Origin of the sequence: Candidatus Phycosocius bacilliformis (assembly GCF_003112735.1) — a bacterium.
Lineage (GTDB): Bacteria > Pseudomonadota > Alphaproteobacteria > Caulobacterales > Aquidulcibacteraceae > Aquidulcibacter > Aquidulcibacter bacilliformis.
Map to the genome: position 1 here is coordinate 130,877 of NZ_BFBR01000005.1, position 19,531 is coordinate 150,407.

Consider the following 19,531-nt stretch of genomic DNA (forward strand, 5'->3'; position numbering starts at 1 on the left):
AATATTGGTGGTTGAGGGTATCTTCACCCCACCATAGGTCCAGCCATCCACCACACCATACGACAGGCGCAGCGTGAAGGTGGCATCTGGATAGACATTGCTGCCATAAACAGCAAAGCGGGCGGCGGCAATCCGCTCTGCGGCCTGAGAAATCGGGCCATTGACCTCTTGGTTCATCTTGACATTAATGGCCCGGGCATCGGCTTCAGCCCGGCGGGCAAGGACGATCAATGGATCGGTCGACGCATCAATGGCCGCCTTTCCGCCTTTGATCAAAGCTTCCCGTACCGCTTTATCGTCCAGCTTGGTGCCAGCGATACCACGCGCTGCAATGCCCTCGGGGCTTTCAGAGCCCAGAAGCCGTTTGATGGCTGGATGGTCGGCGGTGAGATATTCGCGCGCTTTCGACAACCACAATTCCAGACCGATGACTTCCAGATCCTTGTAGATTGGGGCCTCAGTCAGGATTTGCTGTTCCATTTGTGCAATGGCTGCATCCGAATAGCCCGGCAGGCGTTCAGCAACGGGTTTAGCCCGTTCATTGGCCATGCGCACCAGCGCACGTGCCGTGAAATAAAGGCCCGACACTGAACCCGCACGCGCTTCTAAAAACTCATGCTCCCAGAACATGTCTTGTTGCTTGGCCAGAACCCGATCAATGTCGGCCCAAGGATCGCCTACTTGACCCTTTAGCTTGGCATCGGCGCGGACTTTGGCCTTCAGATCAGCTTCTTCACGTTCTTTGATCGCAAAAAAGGCAGGATCCATCAGGGCTCGCTGCTGACCATATTGGGCCTTGTAGCTGTTTTCGACACCAAACAATATTTCCTCGGCAGAGCGTTTGGCCTCAGCAGATTTGGTGCGATATTCCACCAAGCGCCCACGCAGCTCTGCCCGCACCAATTGGCGCGTGTGCAGGCGATAATCGCGCTCAAACTTAAGCTGATTGACCGTACGCAGCCGCTCGGTCGAGCCGGGATTGCCCGCGACAAAAACCACGTCGCCATCTTTCGGCGTTTCTTGAGTCCAAGTCAGGTGGGTTGGGGTCTTGACGGGTTGGCCGTTCTCGTAGGCGCGCAGGAATCCGCTATCGAGATTATAGCGTGGGAAGTTGAAATTATCTGGATCGCCGCCAAAGAAACCCATCTCATTTTCTGGCGAGAAGACCAAACGAACGTCCTTATAGGTGCGGTATTTGTAGACTTTATATTGCCCACCGCGGAATAGGCTGATCATGTCGCACCGGAAAAGCTCCTTACTGTCATCCTTGCAGGCCTCTTCTTCCAGCTGTGCGATGGCTACGGCGCGCGCTTGGGCGACTTTCGACGCCTCAACGCCAACCGTCGCGGCCTTCACCTTGGCGGTCGCATCAATAATGCTGACCAGCACCTCAGCTTCCACACCGGGGCAGGTCTTCTCATCGACCAAAGTGGCCGCCAAGAAGCCGTTTTTGCCATAATCCTTATCCGCGCTGGACAGATCCGCGACACAGCTTGAAACGCAATGCCAATTGGTGAGGATCAGGCCCGTGTCCGACACAAAACTAGCCGAACAGCCAGAAGACAAACGCACTGCAGATTGCTGAACCCGGCTGAGCCAAGCCTGATCGGGGGCAAAGCCATAAGTGGCCTTCATCTTGGCGGCAGGGAAGGCATCAAATGTCCACATCCCTTCATCGGCAAACGCGGGGCTTGAAAACATTAGGGCAGCGGCGGCTGTCGCCATCAAAAGCTTCGAGTGCATCGAGATCGTGTCCTTAGTGGGTGGGGTATACCATATGCCTCACCTTTCACTGTGTTACCGTGTTCAATCCCATCGCAAAAGTCATGAGAGGTCTGTCGCATTAGAAAATTACACCCCAAGCCATAGACGACTTGCTTCTTGTGCCGACCCTACCCGCAAAACCCCAAGAAAAAGGGGCAAAGCCGAACGCGACTTTGCCCCCGATCTAGCGTGACGTCACCGGAGGGCTTGGGGCCGACGCGGCTTAGAACCAGTCACACGGTGGTTTTCGACCTGCCTATTTGGCCTTTAGCTCTGCCACCAAGCGGTCTGCTTTATAGACTTTGCTCAAGGCTTCCGTGATTGCCGCTGTGGTCACAGAAACCGTGCGGTTGTAGCGGCCATCATAGGCAAAATTGCCGCCCAGCGAATGAATGTTGCCATCAAAAACGGCACCCACGACCCGTCCTTGCCGGTCAATCAGAGGCGAACCCGAATTGCCGCCAATAACGTCATTGGTGGTGGAGATGTTGAAGGGGATCGATGGGTCGAGGCTGGACTTCGCCGCCAGCCAAGACGGTGCTGCCACAAAGGGGAATTCACCGCTCGCCCGCTCAAAATACCCACCGATATTGGTGGTTGAGGGTATCTTCACCCCACCATAGGTCCAGCCATCCACCACACCATACGACAGGCGCAGCGTGAAGGTGGCATCTGGATAGACATTGCTGCCATAAACAGCAAAGCGGGCGGCGGCAATCCGCTCTGCGGCCTGAGAAATCGGGCCATTGACCTCTTGGTTCATCTTGACATTAATGGCCCGGGCATCGGCTTCAGCCCGGCGGGCAAGGACGATCAATGGATCGGTCGACGCATCAATGGCCGCCTTGCCGCCTTTGATCAAAGCTTCCCGTACCGCTTTATCGTCCAGCTTGGTGCCAGCGATACCACGCGCTGCAATGCCCTCGGGGCTTTCAGAGCCCAGAAGCCGTTTGATGGCTGGATGGTCGGCGGTGAGATATTCGCGCGCTTTCGACAACCATAATTCTAGTCCAATCTGCTCAATCTCCTTGTAGACTGGGGCATCTGCCAGGAGTTGTTCTTGAATTTGGACCATATCCGCATCCGAATAACCAGGCAAACGCTCCGCCAAGGGTTTCGCGCCTTCGTTGGCCAAACGAACCAAGTTGACAGCCATGGGATAAAGGCTCGATGTCGCGCCGGAATAGCTTTCGAGATATTGATACTGCCAGAACAAGTCTTGCTGTTTGGCCAGCAGCCGATCAATGTCAGCCCATGGATCACCAATTTCAGCTCGCAACTTGGCATCGGCGCGGACTTTGGCCTTCAGATCAGCCTCCTCAGGTTCCTTGATCGCAAGAAAGGAGGGGTCGGCTAAAGCACGCTGCTGCCCGTAAAGGGCCTTAAAGGAGTTTTCCACAATATAGAAGACTGACTCGGCTGAGCGTTTCGCCTCTACGGACTTGTTGCGATATTCAATAAGGCGACCACGCCACTCTGATAAAATCAACAGATCAGATTGTAATGGAAAATCACGCTCAAACTTAAGTTGATTAACAGTACGCAGCCGTTCTGTTGAGCCAGGGTTGCCCGCGACAAAAACCACATCGCCATCTTTCGGCGTTTCTTGCGTCCAAGGCAGGTAGGTCGGCGTTTTGACGGGTTTGCCGTTCTCGTAGGCACGCAGAAAACCGCTATCGAGATTGTAGCGAGGGAAGTTGAAATTGTCAGGATCGCCGCCAAAGAAGCCTACTTCTTTTTCGGGCGCAAAGACCAGCCGAACGTCCTTATAGGTGCGGTATTTGTAGACTTTGTATTGCCCACCCCGGTATAAGTCGATCACCTCGCACCGGAACAGCTCTTTATTGTCATCCTTGCAGGCCTCTTCTTCCAGCTGTGCGATGGCAACAGCACGCGCTTGCGCGACCTTGGATGCTTCAACGCCAGCCGTAGCCGCCTTAACCTCGGCGGTCGCATCTGTAATGCTGACCAGCACCTCCGCTTGCATGCCGGGGCAGGCCTTCTCATCGACCAAGGTGGTCGCCAAGAAGCCGCTCTTGTTATAATCTTTGTCCGCGCTTGATAAATCCCCAACACAGAGCGAGACACAATGCCAATTGGTCAGGATCAGGCCGGTGTTGGAGACAAAGCTCGCTGAACAACCCACCGACAAGCGTACCGCAGATTGTTGCACCCGGTTGAGCCAAGCCTGATCGGGGGCAAAGCCATAAGTGGCCTTCATCTGAGCGGCGGGGAATGCATCAAAAGTCCACATGCCTTCATCGGCAAAAGCGGGGCTGGAAATCACAAAGGCTGCGGCGGTTGCCGCCTTCAAAAGCTTTAATGGCATTGACTGTATATCCTTTGGGAAATGCGTCTATTCAGGTTGGGAGCGGGATGCCCTCAGCCCACCACAACATTACTCCCTTAAATGAGCACCGCAAGATTTAACCACTTCGCCTCTCATAAAAACTGTGCGCCTTCGACCATCCATTGAGACCTCAAGCCATGTCACTTTCCCTTGACGTGCGCGGAAGTGGTGGGCAGGACAGAGCGCAAAATTTTGACACTAAAAAGCTCAGGAGAAGTTCTCATGTCAGATATTCGCTTTGATGGTCAGGTCGCCATTGTCACCGGGGCTGGCGGTGGTCTGGGCAAGCAGCATGCGCTGGAATTAGCCCGTCGCGGTGCCAAGGTCGTGGTCAATGATTTGGGCGGTGCAATGGATGGAACGGGGGGCAATTCGGCCGCAGCCGAAGCCGTTGTCGCCGAGATTCAGGCCATGGGCGGGGAAGCCATCGCTAATGGCAGCTCGGTCGCCGATGATGCGGGCGTGGCCAATATGGTCGCCCAAGTCATGGACAAATGGGGCCGTATCGACATTCTGATCGCCAATGCAGGCATCCTGCGCGACAAGAGCTTCTCCAAGATGGAGATGGCAGACTTTGAAGTCGTCATGAACGTCCACCTGATGGGCACTGTCAAACCGGTCAAGGCCGTGTGGGAAATCATGAAGGCGCAAAACTACGGGCGCATCGTGGTCACGACCTCGTCGTCGGGCATGTATGGCAATTTCGGCCAAACCAATTATGGCGCCGCCAAGCTGGCGCTTTATGGCTTTATGAACACGCTGAAGCTGGAAGGGGCTAAGAATAACATCAAGGTCAATGCGATCAGCCCGGTGGCGGCCACCCGCATGACAGAAAACCTGATGCCACCCCAAATGCTGGACCTGTTGAAGCCTGAATATGTGACGCCGGGCGTGATGTATCTGGTCAGCGAAGATGCGCCGACAGGGACTGTTTTGTCGGCTGGGGCCGGCGTGTTTGCGGTTGCAAAAATCTATGAAACCGATGGCATCTGCCTCAAGGGTGATGACATCACCGCCGAAGCCGTCCGCGACAATTGGGACAAGATCACCGACCCTGCAGGACACGAAGCCTATGAGCAAGGCGGCGGCCAGACGGGCAAGTTCATGCGCAAACTATCGGGTGGCTAAAGCTCGGCCTTCAGCCACCCCTTACTTAATCAAACATGCTGCCGACCCGCGCCTCCCCTCTTAAGGCGCGGGCGGCTTTTATTTTGTCGATATAAGCTTCAAGCCGGTGGTCGTCCAAAAGACGCGGATTGCCAAATAGGAAGGAAATGAGCCCGGCAAGTGTGTGAAGAATTTTGACAAATGGGCTGCGGTCTCGGCGGATGATCGGCTTGCCTAAACGTGTCAGCAATCGTGGATCGCCGGTGTGGCGATAGGGGGTGAAGAGCGGCGGCGGTAAGGTGGTGACAAGATCCCAGCCATTCACCAGCCGATAATGCGGGCAGACAACCAATCGATCAAACGACAAATCGCCGACACGTGGCGCCCCAAATGTATAGCATGCAGCCAGATTATCTCGCTCCAGGTGGGTGGATGCAATTTGAGCTAAAGCACCGCCCAAACTATGCCCGGTCAGATAAAGGCCTGTGTTATTGGGCACATGGCGATTCACATCCTCCAAGAGCTGAGCGCCAATGCGATCATAAGCTTTCTTGAAGCCTTTATGGAGTTCCACCGACCCTAAACGGGTATCGACGCGCACCGTTTCGCTCATCAAATTGGTCTTCCAATCAAGGAAGGAATCCGTGCCGCGAAAGGCGATGACAACAAAGTCGTTCGCCCGCGCCAGAAAGGCCTGGCTGCCAGCTTCATCATATGAAGCCAGCAACGTAAATTGACCTTGAGTCAATAAGTTAGTCAATTTTTCTAAATCTGTTTCATAGGACAAGAGGGCAAGCTTTGCCATCAGCTCAGCTGTCCGCTCCGAAAAGGCGGCGCGCCACGTCGGCAGGCTTCTGGCCTCGTCGCGGCCCAGGGTAATTGGGGATATGGGGGGCGGTGATTGTGGGTCCATTTCCAAAGTCTAATCCACTTTAGAGATGGAAGGATAGATGCCCGCCAGAGATCGGAGCGTAACGCGCCCCGATGCTCTGGGGGAGGATTTTTGCCCTAAAGGCCCAGCACCATTTTCGCCATGATGTTGCGCTGGATTTCGTTCGACCCGGCATAAATCGAGGTCTTGCGATAATTGAAATAGGCCGGCGCGACAGCCACAGCATAATCGGGTACTGGGAAGGGGTCATTTGACCGACCATCGATAATGGCCCAGCTGTCGGCGACAAACGGCACGCCATTGGCACCAACAGCTTCCAAAGCCAGTTCAGAGATGGCTTGCTGCATCTCACTGCCTTTGCACTTGAGCATCGAGGAAGCTGCGCCAACCGATTTGCCGGACGACAGGCCCGAAAAGATTTTCATCTCAGTGGCATCAAGGGCTTGGATCTGGATTTCAAGCTCAGCAATTTTGCGCTGGAAGTCGGCATCTTCGATCAGGGTCCCCGCCCCCGCCTGCTCCACCGCCGCAATACGCTTCACCTTTTTGAGCGCATTTTTCAGGCCGGGCGCATAGGCATTGCCGCGCTCAAACTCCAGAAGATATTTGGCATAGGTCCAGCCCTTGCCTTCTTCCCCGATCAGATTTTCGGCTGTTACAAACACATCTTCATAGAAGACTTGGTTGATTTCCTGCTGGCCTTCGACCGGACCGTCGAGCGTCGGCAGTGGGCGGATGCTGATGCCGGGTGAGGTCATGTCGACCAGAATGAAGCTGATGCCATTCTGGTTCTTGGCCTCTTGGCTGGTGCGCACCAGATTAAACATCCAATCGGCCCATTGGGCTTGGGTCGTCCAGATTTTCGAGCCATTCAGGACATAGCCTTCAACCCCGTCGCGCACGGTTTTTTCGGCCTTCATTTGCAAGCTGGCGAGGTCTGAACCTGAACCCGGTTCCGAATAGCCCTGACACCACCAGATGTCTGAGCTGAGGATCTTCGGCAGATGCTGGGCCTTTTGCTGTTCATTTCCAAAGGCCATGATGACGGGAGCCACCATTTTGAGACCCATGGGCGATGGCGTGGGGCAACCCGCGGCCGAAATCTCCATATTGAAGATGTATCGCTGGCTCGCAGTCCAGCCCGGTCCACCATATTCCACTGGCCAGTCCGGGGCAGCCCAGCCTTTTTGATAAAGCCGCTTTTGCCATTCGACTTGGCCTTCCTTGTCCAGATAGCCATTCTTGGACAGCGCCATTTTGGCGCGCAGCGCGGGGGTATAGTTTTCTGCGATCCAGGCGCGCACCTCGGCCTGAAACGCAAGATCTTCGGGGGTAAAGGCGAGGTCCATGACGTATCTCCTTCTGCACAGCCTGGCGCGCAGCATCCGCGCGGGGTTGGAACGTGTTTGGTTGAGGCGGCCTGAGGCCCGCGCGCATGGAGCTAAGCGGCAGGCCTAGGCCTGCGACCTAAAACAAAGCGGGGCCTTGTACCAGCTTGGGCGGGCCGGCCAGAAATTGGCCGATCTTCGCAACCAAAGCGGCCATGTGGTCTGTCTTGCCATGGGCATCGAGGGCAGCTTGGTCAGCATAGAGTTCAAGCATGAAATACTCATTCTCAGCCTTGGCATTCTTGCACAATTGATAGACCGTCGCGCCAGGCTCTTTGGCTTTCACCGTGGTGACAAACTCGGTCAACATGGCTTCGAATTCAGCGGCCTTGCCGTCTTGAATGGTGAATTGCGCGCAGATACCGATCATTTCTCTCTCCCTCAGCTTTGTTGTGTGTCGTGGTGCTGATGCTTCTGGTTATAGGGGCTTTGCAGGCCGAGGGAAGGCCCCGGCGCGCAGCTTTTCAGCCTCAAGCCAGTCCAAGGCAGCGATAGGTTTCCGCCGCAAGCCTGCCGCCGCGCGGGTCGCCAGCCAAATTGGGAGCCATGAGATTCATGGCATAGCCAAAACCAAGCTTGGCATCAGGATCGGCAAAGCCGAAACTGCCACCCCAACCCGAATGACCGAAGCTGTTGTCATTTGGACCATAAAGGCCGCGATTGGACAATAAGAAGCCTGCCGCCCACCGCACCCACATGCCCAAAACCTTATCCTTGCCTTCCCGACGCTGGGCCACCATGCGCGCCACGCTGTCTGGGCGCATGATGCGCACCCCGTCAATCTCACCACCTCGCGCCAAAGCCCCATAGACACGGGCGATGCCGCGCGCATTGGCACTGCCACCCGCCGCGCCATTGCCAGCAGCGATCCAGTCAGCACGATTGGCCAGAAGCGGGCTCATGCGGGGGCTACCCAGGGCAGCGCGCACGACAGGGTCAGGCGACGGGGGCGTCTGCTCGACCATCGCAGCCCAGGGTGCGACGATGGGGGCACGTCGATGGTGTTGATCCTGTGGCAGACCGATCCAGACATCAGCCTGCAGCGGGGCTGCGACTTCGGCTGCGAAGAAATCCTTCAAGTTGCGCCCATCTGTGGCGCGCAACAAAGCATCCACCCAATGACCAAAAATCCCTGCATTGTAGGCGCTGGCCGATCCGGGCGGAAACATGGGTGTTTGATCCGCTAGGCGGGCCGAAAAGACTGGAATATCGAGCAATTCTTCGGTGGTCGCAGGCGTATCTGGTCCTTGCACGCCACTGGCATGGCTTAACAGGGTTTCTACCGTCACATCCTGTTTGCCATGGACGCCGAACTCAGGCCAATAATCAGCAACTTTGGCCTCATAAGCCAACAGACCTCGCTCAACCGCAATGCCAATGCAGGTTGCAGCCATGCCCTTGGTGGTGGACCAGACATTGAACAAATCATCGGGGCCTAGGGCCTCAGCATGGTCTCCATCACGGACCCCACCATAAAGGTCGATAATGGTCTGCCCATCTTGTACGACACAAAAAGTCGCGCCCAATTCCTGACCACTGGCCAGATTCTCGGCAAACAGATCCCGGACCGATTCAAAGCCTTGTGCGACATAACCGTGAACCAAGGGTTTTTCCGACATGACTTTCTCCCCAATCATTGTCTGCCCCGTTCACCAGATCGTCTGGTTAAGGCGTCGATCCATTTTTCCCGACGGGTGCGGCTTGTGACGCGCAGGCGGTCAGAAAACCACGCAACGCCCCGGCACGATCCTGCGGCTCAACTTGATAATCAACTCCCCCTGACGTCAACGTCAAGCGTTGGGCTGCTGCCAAGGTTGCGGTGACGCGGGGATCAGCCAGATTGACCCGACCCTCAACCAGTTTCCGGTCTGTGGCGCGTAATCCACCTTGGCGGCGCACATTGGTAAAGGTGATCTGCCCACCGGACGTGGTTAGAAGCAAATCAGGCTGGGCGGCTGGTTCTTTGAACACATGGGCGCGCAGGGTCAGACCCTTCTGGTCATCGCACCACAACACAAGATCGGGTGCCGCCCCCGGACGGGAGAGAAAGGCCGCCGCACCGGATTTCTGCTCAACCAACCGCCAGGACAAAGGCCCGTCTTGGCCAACCCGATCACGGGGATCCTGATCTTGGTCAGCCCGGTCACAAGCGGCCACTGCCAAGAGGATCATAAGGGGCAGCGCATATCTCATTGGCCAGTGAAGCTGGGGCTACGCTTTTCAAGAATGGCATCCACCCCTTCTTCATGGTCCTTGGTGTGGTGCATCAGGCCTTGCGAGGCGGCTGATAACTCCATGATGGTGTCAAAGGTTGCCGTCTGGCCTTGGCGCATCAAGGCCTTGGTCACGCGCAGTGCATGGGGCGGTTGCTGGGCAATTTTGAGCGCCAGTGCGCGGGCTTCATCCATTAAGACATCAGCTTCAACCACGCGAGAAACAAAGCCCCATGCGCAGGCGGTTTCCGCATCAACCACATCCCCGGTAAACAAGAGTTCGCAGGCCCGGCTCCAGCCGATGATCCGCGGGGTCAGCCACGCCCCACCATCACCGGGGATCAGGCCCAATTTCAGAAAGGTCACGCCAAACTTGGCTCCCTTGGCGGCCAACCGAATATCGCCCATGCACGCCACATCACAACCCAAACCAATAGCTGGGCCGTTGATCGCGCTCACCAAGGGCACTTCGAGCGACCAGAGGGCTTTGATGATCTTGTGGATATTGCCACGATAGGCCTCGCGGATTTCAGCTGGACTGCCCGCAAAGGCCCCGCTGCGTTCCTTCATCGCCTTGACGTCGCCCCCGGCTGAAAAAGCGCGGCCTTCACCGGTCAGGATGGCGGCACGAATGGCAGGATCAGTATTGATCTGTGCACAAATGGCTTGAAACACATCACCGTCGCCGGGTTGGCCCAAAGCATTCATTGCCTCCGGGCGGGTGATGGTGATGGTGGCAATCGCCCCGTCTTTTTCCAGCTTTGCAACAGCCATAAGAACCTCCAAATCGGGAGGTCAGCCCTAAACCCAGGTGCCTTTCGTGGCAATCTTTTCCGGTGTTGAACACACAGTCAGCGCTGCCGGATCGGCAAGCTCACAGATTTGTGAACAGACCAAGACCCGCCATAAAGAAATTTTTAGGACTGAAGGACAAATGAGCGAGATACCGAGAGGTAAAACTAGGGGGTTATCTTGTTCAAATACTATACGTATCACGCGCCAGTTGCACAAAAGATCAAACTTGCCTTCGGAGCTTTGATCGCGCTGGTAACATTAGCTTGTGGTTTGCTTGCATGGGAGTCAAGGCGCGTCGAAGTCCTCGCGAACGAATATCGCCAACTGGCTCGCCAAACTGCATCTGTAGCTGAAGTCGCCGAACATTTTCAGAAAATGCGTGTGCCCGCGATCAAGTATGAAGTCAGCAAGGATCCCGCAGACATCCAAGCCATGCAGGACATCTATGCAGAGTTGGGTCGGTCTCTGGCACAAGCCAAAGATATCGCTGTGGACCCTAAAATCAAATCCCGGCTTGAAGAGATCAATTTAAAAACAAGCCAGTACGTCAAGGTAGCCCAGCAGGTGACCGCTGACCCAGCCGCATCAAACCAGCGCAATCAACTCGGCGCGTCGATTTCGACCTTAACAACGGACCTGATGTCGGCAACCAAAGCCCAGCAGGACAAAGTTGGACCCTTGATGAGCAGGCTCGTTCAACAAAGCACCAGTATGGCCGTCGCCATGATCGGGGCGGTAATCGTCATTGGCGGTGGCTTGGCTCTCGCACTTTCCAACATCATCGCCGCGCCATTGAACAGGACAACAGCCCTGATGGATGATGTCGCAAAGGGCAATATAGACATTGTGATTGACGATCTTGACCGTCGCGATTGCGTCGGCCGAATGCGGTCGGCCTTGCAAATCTTCGTCAAGAACGCCCAAGAAGTCCGCCGCCTGGAGGCCATATCCAAGAGCAAGGAAAAAGAAGTTCAAGAAGGCAAGCGCGCCGCGATGCTGGCCTTGGCTGACAGCTTTGAATCCTCTGTTGCCCAAGTTGTTGATACGGTAACCTCAGCCGCAACCGAATTGGAGGCAACGTCAGAAACCCTCACAAAAACCGCGCAAGACACCTCGGAGCACTCGAACTCTGTGGCGCGGACCGCGAGTTTATCAGCGTCGAATGTGCAATCGGTGGCATCGGCCTCCGAAGAAATGTCAGCCTCGATTGCCGAAATTGCCAATCAAGTCCAAACCGCAGCGCGCATTGCAATCGAGGCGTCGCGCAAGGCATCAGAAACAAATTCGACCGTGGTTGCGCTCTCGGATGCGGCTGGCAAAATCGGCGCGGTGGTGAGTTTGATTTCTGACATCGCCAGCCAAACCAACCTGTTGGCACTCAATGCCACAATTGAGGCTGCCCGCGCCGGGGCGGCGGGAAAGGGCTTTGCCGTTGTTGCATCAGAAGTAAAGAGCTTGGCCGAGCAGACCGCCAAGGCCACCGACGAAATCAGTCATCAAATCGCCGGAGTCCAAAGTGCGACCCAACTGGCCGTCTCAGCCATTGAAGGTATCGCGAGCACAATTGGTGAAATCAACCAAATCTCTGCCTCAATCTCGAGCTCAGTTGAGCAGCAAATGGTCGCTGTGCAAGAGATCACCCAGAGCACGTCTCACGTGGCGACAGCAACCAGTGAGGTCAGTCAAGCCATTGGCTTAGTCCAGCAGGGTTCAGCCGAAACCGGGGCTGCAGCAGCACAAAGCCTTGCGGCTGCTCGTGAACTTGGGATGCAAGCCGATCATCTCAAGCGCGCCGTGGATCGGTTCTTAGAGGACGTCCGCGCCGCATAAGGGTTTTGCGCGGAACATCACGTTTAGGCCCCCTTTACTTCGCAGGCCACGCCAAATTGGCGTGGCCTTGCTTTATGATTTGACCTGATCGCGGGACTCGAGCTTTGGATAAAGTCGACAAAAGGGGGAAATTCACGTGGCTCGATTTGAATTGTGCAAGTTGTTTGTCGTCTCTTGCCTTTTAGGATGCGTCACACTTTACGCACCCGCGCGGGCCGAGGTATCGGAGGTACGTGGGGCGGTGCTCGCCCATAATGTCGAGACCAATGTGTCTAAGAATGCCCACAAGGAAGGTGGGCCTGACGTCCAGCTCGAAGTGCTGTGGGAAAGCCCGAACTGGCTCGGATTTGCTTTCTCACCGCGCCCAAGTGCGGTGATTTCGCTAAACACCCAAGGCGAAACCAGCTTTGCGGGAGTCGGACTGGATTGGCGCATCCCCTTGGGCAAGAAAATCAGTCTTGACCCTTATCTGGGCTATATCATTCATAATGGGGACCCCTTGGACAATCCCTATCCCCCCGCTGACAGTGTGCGTCGGGCCAAGTTCAACGCTGAGGAATTGGCCTTGGGATCACGCGATTTGTTCCGCCTGGGCTTTGCACTTGGCTACCAACACAATGACCAATGGACGAGTTATGTGGTCTATGAGCACTTAAGCCATGGCCATATTTTGGGTGGATCCAAGAACCAAGGCATCGATAATGTCGGCCTGCGCTTAGGGCGGACTTTCTAAAGCAGCTTTTGTCGCCACAGCCTAACGCGCGCCAAAAGCATATGTGCGTCAGGTCCAATCTGCCTGACGCGGTGATCCATTTAGGCGGGAATTGTTCCAACATCCGCCCGCGCCCCGGCATCCTGAGAGCGACCCGTTTCCACGCCGTAAGCGAGTTGGGCCGCCTGACGCATTTTGTTGGCCAGCCACAGCATCAAAGGATCCCGCGCTTGTGCTTGAGAGCCGACCAGCACGATCCCAAAATCAATGCGGGCAAAAGGCGGCCGCTTCAAAATCAAACCAAGACCCGGGCCAAACCGGCTGGCAAAGGCGCGTGACACCGTCGTGACGGCATCGGTCTGCGCAACAGTGGCAAGAGCGGCCAAAAAATGGGGAGATGACCAGATTGAGGTGCGGCTCACCCCTTCAGCCGCCAGCCAAGCATCCATCTCGCTGACCCCGTCGTTCAATAGTCCAATCAGCACATGGGGCACCCGGCCATAATCTTGAACGGTCCAATCATGCCCAGCCAAGGGATGATCGTGCCGCATGACCAAGGTAAGCTCGTCACGCGCCAGTGGGACACTGTGGGCCCCTGTCGGCAGTGGCGTGGAATCCAAAGCAAAGGCAAAATCCAGCGTCCCGGCAAACATCTGCTCCACCAGATTCGGGCCATAAGGCTCGCAAACAATGTCGAGGCCGGGGGCTTCCTGCACCAGAAGTGCGATCAAATGGGGGAGGATCAAGGCATTATGGACATCGGATGCGGCAATTCTGATCTGGCGCTGGGCTTTGGCAGGATCAAATTGCGGTTCGGCAAACACATGTTGGACACGTTGCAGGGTCGGGCCAAGGATGGCTGCCACCTCGATCGCGCGCGGCGTTAGCATCAGCCCCTTGCGGCCGCGCACCAGTAAGGGGTCCTTGAACACATGGCGCAACCGCCCCAAGGCCCGGCTCATGGCCGGTTGGCTCATGCCCGCCTCACGCGCGGCCAACGTCACATTGCGCAAACGCAACAAGGCCTCTAGCGGCGGGAGCAAATTGAGGTCTAAGCCATTTAAATTCGTTTGGTGCATGATGAATATATAAATCATTCATTTTACGCATACAAGTACAAGGACTAAATCAGTCCCGACGGCCAACGCACAGCAGAGCGCGGCTGGATTGTGGAGAAGCAAGATGCGCCAAACCTATGTCATTTTCGGCTATGGCCCTGTCGGCCAAAGCATCGTTCATCAATTGCTCGCACGCGGTACAGGCGAGACCATCCGTGTTGCCCAGCGCACCCGGCCGGCAGATTTGCCCGTAGGCGTTACCTTCCAAAGCTGTGACATGCGCGATGCGGCCGCCGTGGCAACAGCATGCGAGGGGGCTGATCAGATCGTGTTGGCGGTCGGCTTTGCCTACCAAAGTACGACATGGGCAAGCCACTGGCCCGCCGCCATGGCCCATGTGCTCGCCGGGGCACAACGGGCTGGCGCGCGCCTGATCTTTGTGGACAATCTTTACCTCTACGGGCCGCAGACCCGACCTTTAGTGGAAACCATGCCACCGATGGATTACGGCCGCAAACCCGCCGTACGCGCGGCGATCACGCGCCAATGGTTGGCGGCCCATCATGAGGGCAAAGTCCGCGTTACTGCCCTACGCGCGCCAGACTTTTATGGGCCCGGTGTCAAACAATCGCATCTGGGTGAATTAGGACTGGCTGCCATCGCACAAGGCAAGAAAGCCATGCTGATTGTCGACCCAGACCAGCCGCATGATTTTGCTTATGTGCCCGATATTGGTCGGGCAGTCATGTCGCTCTTGGACGCCGATGACAGCGATTTCGGCCAAGCATGGCATGTGCCCAGCGCACCCACAACCAGTCCACGCGCCATTTTGGACATCGCAGCACGTCAACTAAATCAGACACTTAAGCTCACATCTCTGCCCATGGCATGGCTACCTATTCTGGGCCTTGTTCATCCGATGATGCGCGAAATGGTCGAAATGCGCTTCCAATGGGACCGCCCCTACCAGGTTGACTGCAAAAAGTTTGAGACCCGCTTCTGGGCCGACCCGACGTCCTTTGAGCGGGGTGTACAAGAGACATTGAAAAGCTTCCAAAGTCAGTAATTGAGAAATTACAGGTAACTAATCGTATTGAGCAAAAATTTGCCCCAGTACGATTATTGCCTATCGATTACCAACGAGGAGCAAATGCGATGAAATCGGTCGTATACGGTCAGTATTCCGCAATTTCAGCATTAAGTTTTCATTAGTCCCAGTTTGCAAAGGAAATGCGCATCGACGTTGCAAAGCAGGAGTTTCGCATGGAACGCGTCAGCATCAACGAACGCATCCGGTTTCAGAATATCGACCAAACAACACGCAACACATTGCGAGAGTTGATCCCGCTGTTGCCGGAAATCATGCCGATGCTGTTGGACGAATTCTATTCGCATATGCAGTCTTGGCCCGCTGTTGGCGCGGTGTTCAAAAACTCAGTGATTGCCCATGTGCGTGAGAAGCAACTCCAGCACTGGATGCTGATCGCCAAAGCCGACTTCGGGGATGAATATGAAGCCTCGGTTCGCAAGATTTGGGGCATCCATGCCCGCCTGGGTCTGGCACCGACCTGGTTTATTGGCGGCTATTCCTTGCTGTCGGCCCGCATTGCGGAAGAGGCCACAATCCGGCTGGCCTTAAACCCAAAGAACAAGATGTTTGGTGGCAAAACCAGTGGTGCCTCGCCAGCCCGCTTCTCGCGCGCAGTGATGCAGGCCGTGCTGCTCGACCTCGACTTTGCCGTGGAGGTCTACATGGAAAGTGCTGAGAAGGCCCGCAAAGTGGCTTTGGAGGAATTAGCCGCCAACTTTGAAGCTTCGGTGTCTCAAGTGGTCGAAACAGTTGCCTCGGCTGCAACAGAGCTTGAAGCCACGTCCGAGACCTTGGCCCACACAGCAAGCCAGACCTCTGGCCATTCTTCCTCGGTGGCGCGGACCGCTGAAATGTCGGCTGGCAATGTGCAAACCGTGGCTGCCTCAGCCGAAGAAATGGCGGCCTCCATCAGCGAAATCGCCCAGCAGGTCACACAAGCTGCCAATGTGGCGCGCGAAGCTGAAACCAAAGCCATCGAAACCAATTCCACCGTGGCGGCCCTGTCGGAAGCGGCATCGCGCATTGGCCAAGTTGTGGGTTTGATTTCCCAGATTGCCGGACAAACCAATTTGTTGGCGCTTAACGCCACGATTGAAGCAGCACGCGCTGGTGAAGCCGGTCGTGGGTTTGCGGTTGTGGCCTCGGAAGTCAAGAATTTGGCCAATCAGACGGCGCGGGCAACTGACGAAATCTCGGCGCAGATCTCAGGCGTGCAGGAAGTGACCGAACGCGCTGTGACCGATATTGAGGCCATCAGCGCCACCATCAACGCCATCAACGAAATCTCTGCCTCCATCTCGGCAGCGGTGGAAGAGCAGATGACCGCCGTACGCGAAATCACCCGCAATACCTCTGATGTTGCCGGGGCCACAGCCGAGGTCAGCAGCGCCATCCAAATGGTGCAACAAGGGGCCAACGAAACCGGGGCTGCAGCTTCCCAAAGTCTTGGTGCTGCCCGCGAACTGGGCCAGCAGGCCGACCGCTTGAAGCAAGAAGTCGACGGCTTTTTGCGCCGGGTTCGCGCATCCTAACGCCTCACAGCGGTTTTCCACTCATGCAAGGGCTGACCTCAAAAGGTCAGCCCTTTTTCATGTCCCCAGATGCATTGGCCAAATCTTTGCTGAGAGTGGCGATTGTGAGGCCTTGCGACCGGACGACCAAACTGGCTGTGCCTTCTACCCCCCAATCCAAGCGGGTGACACAGACGGGGCGTGATGCAGAGCCACCTATTCCGGCTTGCCTTATCGTGCTGCGGCCGGAGTCCTTGGTTACTGAAATGTCTAATTGCCAGGCGATATCTGGCAAATCTTTGCAATAAACCCATGCAGAAACAACCAATTGACCGCCATCTTGCGCCATGCGCAACTCAAGCATGTGCGCACTGAGACTGGGGCTAGACGGGGGAAGGGCAAAGCTCATGCCAGGCTCAATCTCCAGCTCAATTGGGCGGTGGTCCGCCACCGGTCTGCTGTAGAATCGCGGCAACCAAAGCATCGACCACGGCAGGCACGGCCTGAGTCTTGGTCTCCGACTCTTTCTTTTGGTCAGTCGGCCCAACAGGCTGGGACAGAGCCACGCTGGCCACCGCAAGGCCTGCCAGCGTGTCATCTTGTTTTCCTGCAGACAGACGTCGCGCCGCGGAATTTATGTCAAGCGGGCCGGATTCGAGGCTTTGCTGATCGGCTAGAAGCCGCTGCTCGGGTGACAATGCCGACCTGTCCGGGATTGAAAACTCATCGCTGCGTGTCTCAATCACCCGGGCGCATATATCGGCGAGTTCAGGACCCGGGTTTGCTGCACATCGGTCATCACCTTTGAGCGCGGTGATCGCTGTGATCCGACCATCGGCAGCTTGGCTTAAGGCCGGGGGTGGTGCGGCACTGGCCGGGGCCGGGCGAGGCTGTGCCAAGCCGAGACGTGATTGCGGGTGCTGGCTGACCTGCATGGGGATGGGTGCCGGCGCGCCATCGGGACTGGCCTGTTCGGCCTGTACATGATCGCCCGAGACCGGCGGGCCAATGACGACCTGAAACGTGGTATTTTCGGGCTGTGTATTCGGCGAAGGCGTCTTCCCTGGCAAGGCTGAACTTGGTCTGGGTTCGGTCTCAATCCAGACTTTCTCGTTTTGCCTCACGGGTTTGGTTGGCGATGACGCAGGTGCTGTCGCACCTTGTTGTGTCACGAGCCAAAACAGGAACAAGGCAAGAGCCGGTGTCATGGTCTAACCTGCGTCAGGAACAGGATCTGGCCACCCCCGATCACCATTTCAATGGGGGCAAGATTATTGCCCTCCTGTTTCCAGCTAATCACCCCACCACCCGTCTGGGCAAGGCTCATCAGATTGTTATTGCCAATCTGGGTCAAAGTCGCGGAATTGGCCGTGCCATCCTGCGATAGAGTAACTTTATTGCCATCACCTAGCTGCGTGATGGCAGCCGATTGGGTCGCGACAGCAGAAATCTGGGCGAGTGAAATGTGATTGCCACTCCCCTCCTGCGTCATCACACCCACATGGGATTGGCCGCCACGCTGGATGGCCAAAACCTCATTCAAACTACCCGTCTGATCCACACGTGTCTGATGGGCAGCATCGGTCTGGAATATATCGGCGACATTCCGCTCCCCATCTTGCTCGACTTTGGCCAGACCAGAAATCGCGCCACCATCCTGGCTGATGCTGGCACGGTTGGCAGCACCGATCTGGGAGATATAGGCCCCGGATTGGGCGGCAGCGGGTGCTGAAAGGCCAAGCCCGAGCATCAAGCCCAACCCGAGCGCCCGCAAGATCAACATTTTCGTCATCTTCGCCTCACACAATCTTTGCCTAACAAACTGGCAGAGCCGGTTCTGGAATGATCATCAAGCCATAAACAACCGAGACATACGCACGATGGTTGAAAAGGTGGGCAGGAAACCCAGACGCAGGACCTGTCTATAACAGCCAAGCCTGAGATCCCTGCCCGTCTGCCGATTACCTAGCGGCTGGGCGCGTGCCCTGGGTCACCGTTGCGGAATTGCCCGCGCCCGACTGGGTCACAGACGAATATGCCCCGGAGAGCGACTGATAAACGTCAATCAGACCATTGCTGCCTGATTGGTCGACATAGCTTTCCGTATCAGCGCCGCTCTGCAGCACAATAGTCCGGTTGTCTGAGCCTGATTGCACAATATCGCTGGCCGCACCAAAGCCTGACTGGGTCAAATTGATTTCATTGTTCGACCCTGATTGGGTGATGTCACTGGCTGCATCCTCACTGCTCTGTGAGACATTGATGATGTGGCTGGTGCCGGCTTGCGTGATATCGCTGCGGGCGTCGACTGCTGACGCGGTCTGAGAGACAGTGATGGCATTATCCGAGCCAGACTGACCAATCACTTCGGCTGCGTTACCAGCTGCCCGCGACCCAACGCGGCTGATTGCACCAGCACCGACCTGACTGATCGAGACCACATTGCGGGCCGCGCCAAAGGTGCCGGACTGGACCACTTCAGCCACAGTGTCCGCGCCGGATTGGGTTACTGTGACATCGCCCTTCACCCCAATTTGCTTGACAAAAGCACTGGCCCGCAAAGCTGCCGCCGTTTGGGAAACATTGGCCGTATTGTCATCATTGGTCTGGGTCACGGTTACCGATGCAACAGCTGCATTCTGCGTGACATTGGCTTCCTGGCTGGTGCCCGACTGGTCAACTTGGGCATTGAGCTCTGGGAGTGGCCGGGCTTGGACTGCCCCAGCAATCAAGGTCAAGGCCAGAGTGGAAGCGGCGTATTTAATCAGCATTTTCATGTCAGTTTTCCTTCAAGTTTTGCAAATGATGGCTTGAAAAACAT

Annotated in this window: 18 protein-coding genes; 5 read left to right on the forward strand and 13 right to left on the reverse strand. The window is 56.2% G+C overall.

Annotated elements, in window-relative coordinates:
• Together PbB2_RS09225 and PbB2_RS09230 are read right to left on the reverse strand one after the other, a co-directional pair.
• Positions 1-1,743: S46 family peptidase (locus PbB2_RS09225; RefSeq protein ID WP_108985030.1), on the reverse strand; the 1,743-nt coding region annotated here is incomplete at its 3' end.
• Between the two features lie 277 nt (positions 1,744-2,020).
• Positions 2,021-4,093: a S46 family peptidase gene (locus tag PbB2_RS09230; RefSeq protein ID WP_108985031.1), complete on the reverse strand. Its 2,073-nt coding sequence runs from the start codon at positions 4,091-4,093 to the stop codon at positions 2,021-2,023.
• A gap of 243 nt (positions 4,094-4,336) precedes the next feature.
• Between PbB2_RS09230 and PbB2_RS09235 the strand changes: the two genes are divergently transcribed.
• Complete coding sequence (locus PbB2_RS09235) at positions 4,337-5,242, forward strand: SDR family NAD(P)-dependent oxidoreductase (RefSeq protein WP_108985032.1); 906 nt, start codon at positions 4,337-4,339, stop codon at positions 5,240-5,242.
• A 25-nt stretch (positions 5,243-5,267) separates the two neighbouring features.
• Here PbB2_RS09235 and PbB2_RS09240 read toward each other — a convergent pair whose 3' ends face one another.
• The 6 genes from PbB2_RS09240 to PbB2_RS09265 all read right to left on the reverse strand — a co-directional run bounded on the left by PbB2_RS09240 (position 5,268) and on the right by PbB2_RS09265 (position 10,488).
• The gene (locus PbB2_RS09240; RefSeq protein WP_238164944.1) at positions 5,268-5,981 is read right to left on the reverse strand and encodes a lipase family protein; all 714 of its coding nucleotides are present in this window, start codon (positions 5,979-5,981) and stop codon (positions 5,268-5,270) included.
• A gap of 248 nt (positions 5,982-6,229) precedes the next feature.
• The gene (locus tag PbB2_RS09245) at positions 6,230-7,462 is read right to left on the reverse strand and encodes an acyl-CoA dehydrogenase family protein (RefSeq protein ID WP_108985034.1); all 1,233 of its coding nucleotides are present in this window, start codon (positions 7,460-7,462) and stop codon (positions 6,230-6,232) included.
• Positions 7,463-7,580: 118 nt separating this feature from the next.
• Positions 7,581-7,871, reverse strand: coding sequence for a putative quinol monooxygenase (locus PbB2_RS09250; protein WP_108985035.1), 291 nt, complete (start codon positions 7,869-7,871; stop codon positions 7,581-7,583).
• A gap of 100 nt (positions 7,872-7,971) precedes the next feature.
• Positions 7,972-9,120, reverse strand: a complete 1,149-nt coding sequence (locus PbB2_RS09255; protein ID WP_192576265.1) for a serine hydrolase domain-containing protein — start codon at positions 9,118-9,120, stop codon at positions 7,972-7,974.
• Positions 9,121-9,166: 46 nt separating this feature from the next.
• Entirely contained in the window at positions 9,167-9,673 is a 507-nt protein-coding gene (locus PbB2_RS09260) for a hypothetical protein (RefSeq protein WP_145959875.1), read from the reverse strand.
• A 17-nt stretch (positions 9,674-9,690) separates the two neighbouring features.
• Entirely contained in the window at positions 9,691-10,488 is a 798-nt protein-coding gene (locus tag PbB2_RS09265; protein ID WP_108985038.1) for a crotonase/enoyl-CoA hydratase family protein, read from the reverse strand.
• Positions 10,489-10,686: 198 nt separating this feature from the next.
• On the opposite strand from PbB2_RS09265, the gene PbB2_RS09270 reads away from it, so the two are divergent.
• Both PbB2_RS09270 and PbB2_RS09275 read left to right on the forward strand, forming a co-directional pair.
• Positions 10,687-12,339, forward strand: coding sequence for a methyl-accepting chemotaxis protein (locus PbB2_RS09270; protein WP_108985039.1), 1,653 nt, complete (start codon positions 10,687-10,689; stop codon positions 12,337-12,339).
• A gap of 136 nt (positions 12,340-12,475) precedes the next feature.
• The gene (locus PbB2_RS09275; RefSeq protein WP_192576267.1) at positions 12,476-13,072 is read left to right on the forward strand and encodes an acyloxyacyl hydrolase; all 597 of its coding nucleotides are present in this window, start codon (positions 12,476-12,478) and stop codon (positions 13,070-13,072) included.
• Between the two features lie 80 nt (positions 13,073-13,152).
• Here the strand turns inward: PbB2_RS09275 and PbB2_RS09280 are convergent, their stop codons facing one another.
• Positions 13,153-14,130, reverse strand: a complete 978-nt coding sequence (locus tag PbB2_RS09280) for a LysR family transcriptional regulator (RefSeq protein ID WP_192576268.1) — start codon at positions 14,128-14,130, stop codon at positions 13,153-13,155.
• A gap of 103 nt (positions 14,131-14,233) precedes the next feature.
• On the opposite strand from PbB2_RS09280, the gene PbB2_RS09285 reads away from it, so the two are divergent.
• The gene (locus PbB2_RS09285; protein ID WP_108985042.1) at positions 14,234-15,175 is read left to right on the forward strand and encodes an NAD-dependent epimerase/dehydratase family protein; all 942 of its coding nucleotides are present in this window, start codon (positions 14,234-14,236) and stop codon (positions 15,173-15,175) included.
• Between the two features lie 164 nt (positions 15,176-15,339).
• Complete coding sequence (locus tag PbB2_RS09290) at positions 15,340-16,731, forward strand: globin-coupled sensor protein (RefSeq protein WP_108985043.1); 1,392 nt, start codon at positions 15,340-15,342, stop codon at positions 16,729-16,731.
• Positions 16,732-16,777: 46 nt separating this feature from the next.
• Here PbB2_RS09290 and PbB2_RS09295 read toward each other — a convergent pair whose 3' ends face one another.
• The 4 genes from PbB2_RS09295 to PbB2_RS09310 all read right to left on the reverse strand — a co-directional run bounded on the left by PbB2_RS09295 (position 16,778) and on the right by PbB2_RS09310 (position 19,487).
• Positions 16,778-17,119, reverse strand: a complete 342-nt coding sequence (locus tag PbB2_RS09295; protein ID WP_133245766.1) for a hypothetical protein — start codon at positions 17,117-17,119, stop codon at positions 16,778-16,780.
• A 19-nt stretch (positions 17,120-17,138) separates the two neighbouring features.
• Positions 17,139-17,918, reverse strand: a complete 780-nt coding sequence (locus tag PbB2_RS09300) for a hypothetical protein (protein WP_108985045.1) — start codon at positions 17,916-17,918, stop codon at positions 17,139-17,141.
• Complete coding sequence (locus PbB2_RS09305) at positions 17,915-18,502, reverse strand: hypothetical protein (RefSeq protein WP_108985046.1); 588 nt, start codon at positions 18,500-18,502, stop codon at positions 17,915-17,917. Before PbB2_RS09305 ends, PbB2_RS09300 begins: the two co-directional genes overlap by 4 nt.
• 169 nt (positions 18,503-18,671) lie before the next feature.
• A complete protein-coding gene (locus PbB2_RS09310; protein ID WP_108985047.1) occupies positions 18,672-19,487 on the reverse strand; it encodes a hypothetical protein in 816 nt (271 codons plus the stop codon).
• Positions 19,488-19,531 lie beyond the last annotated feature (44 nt).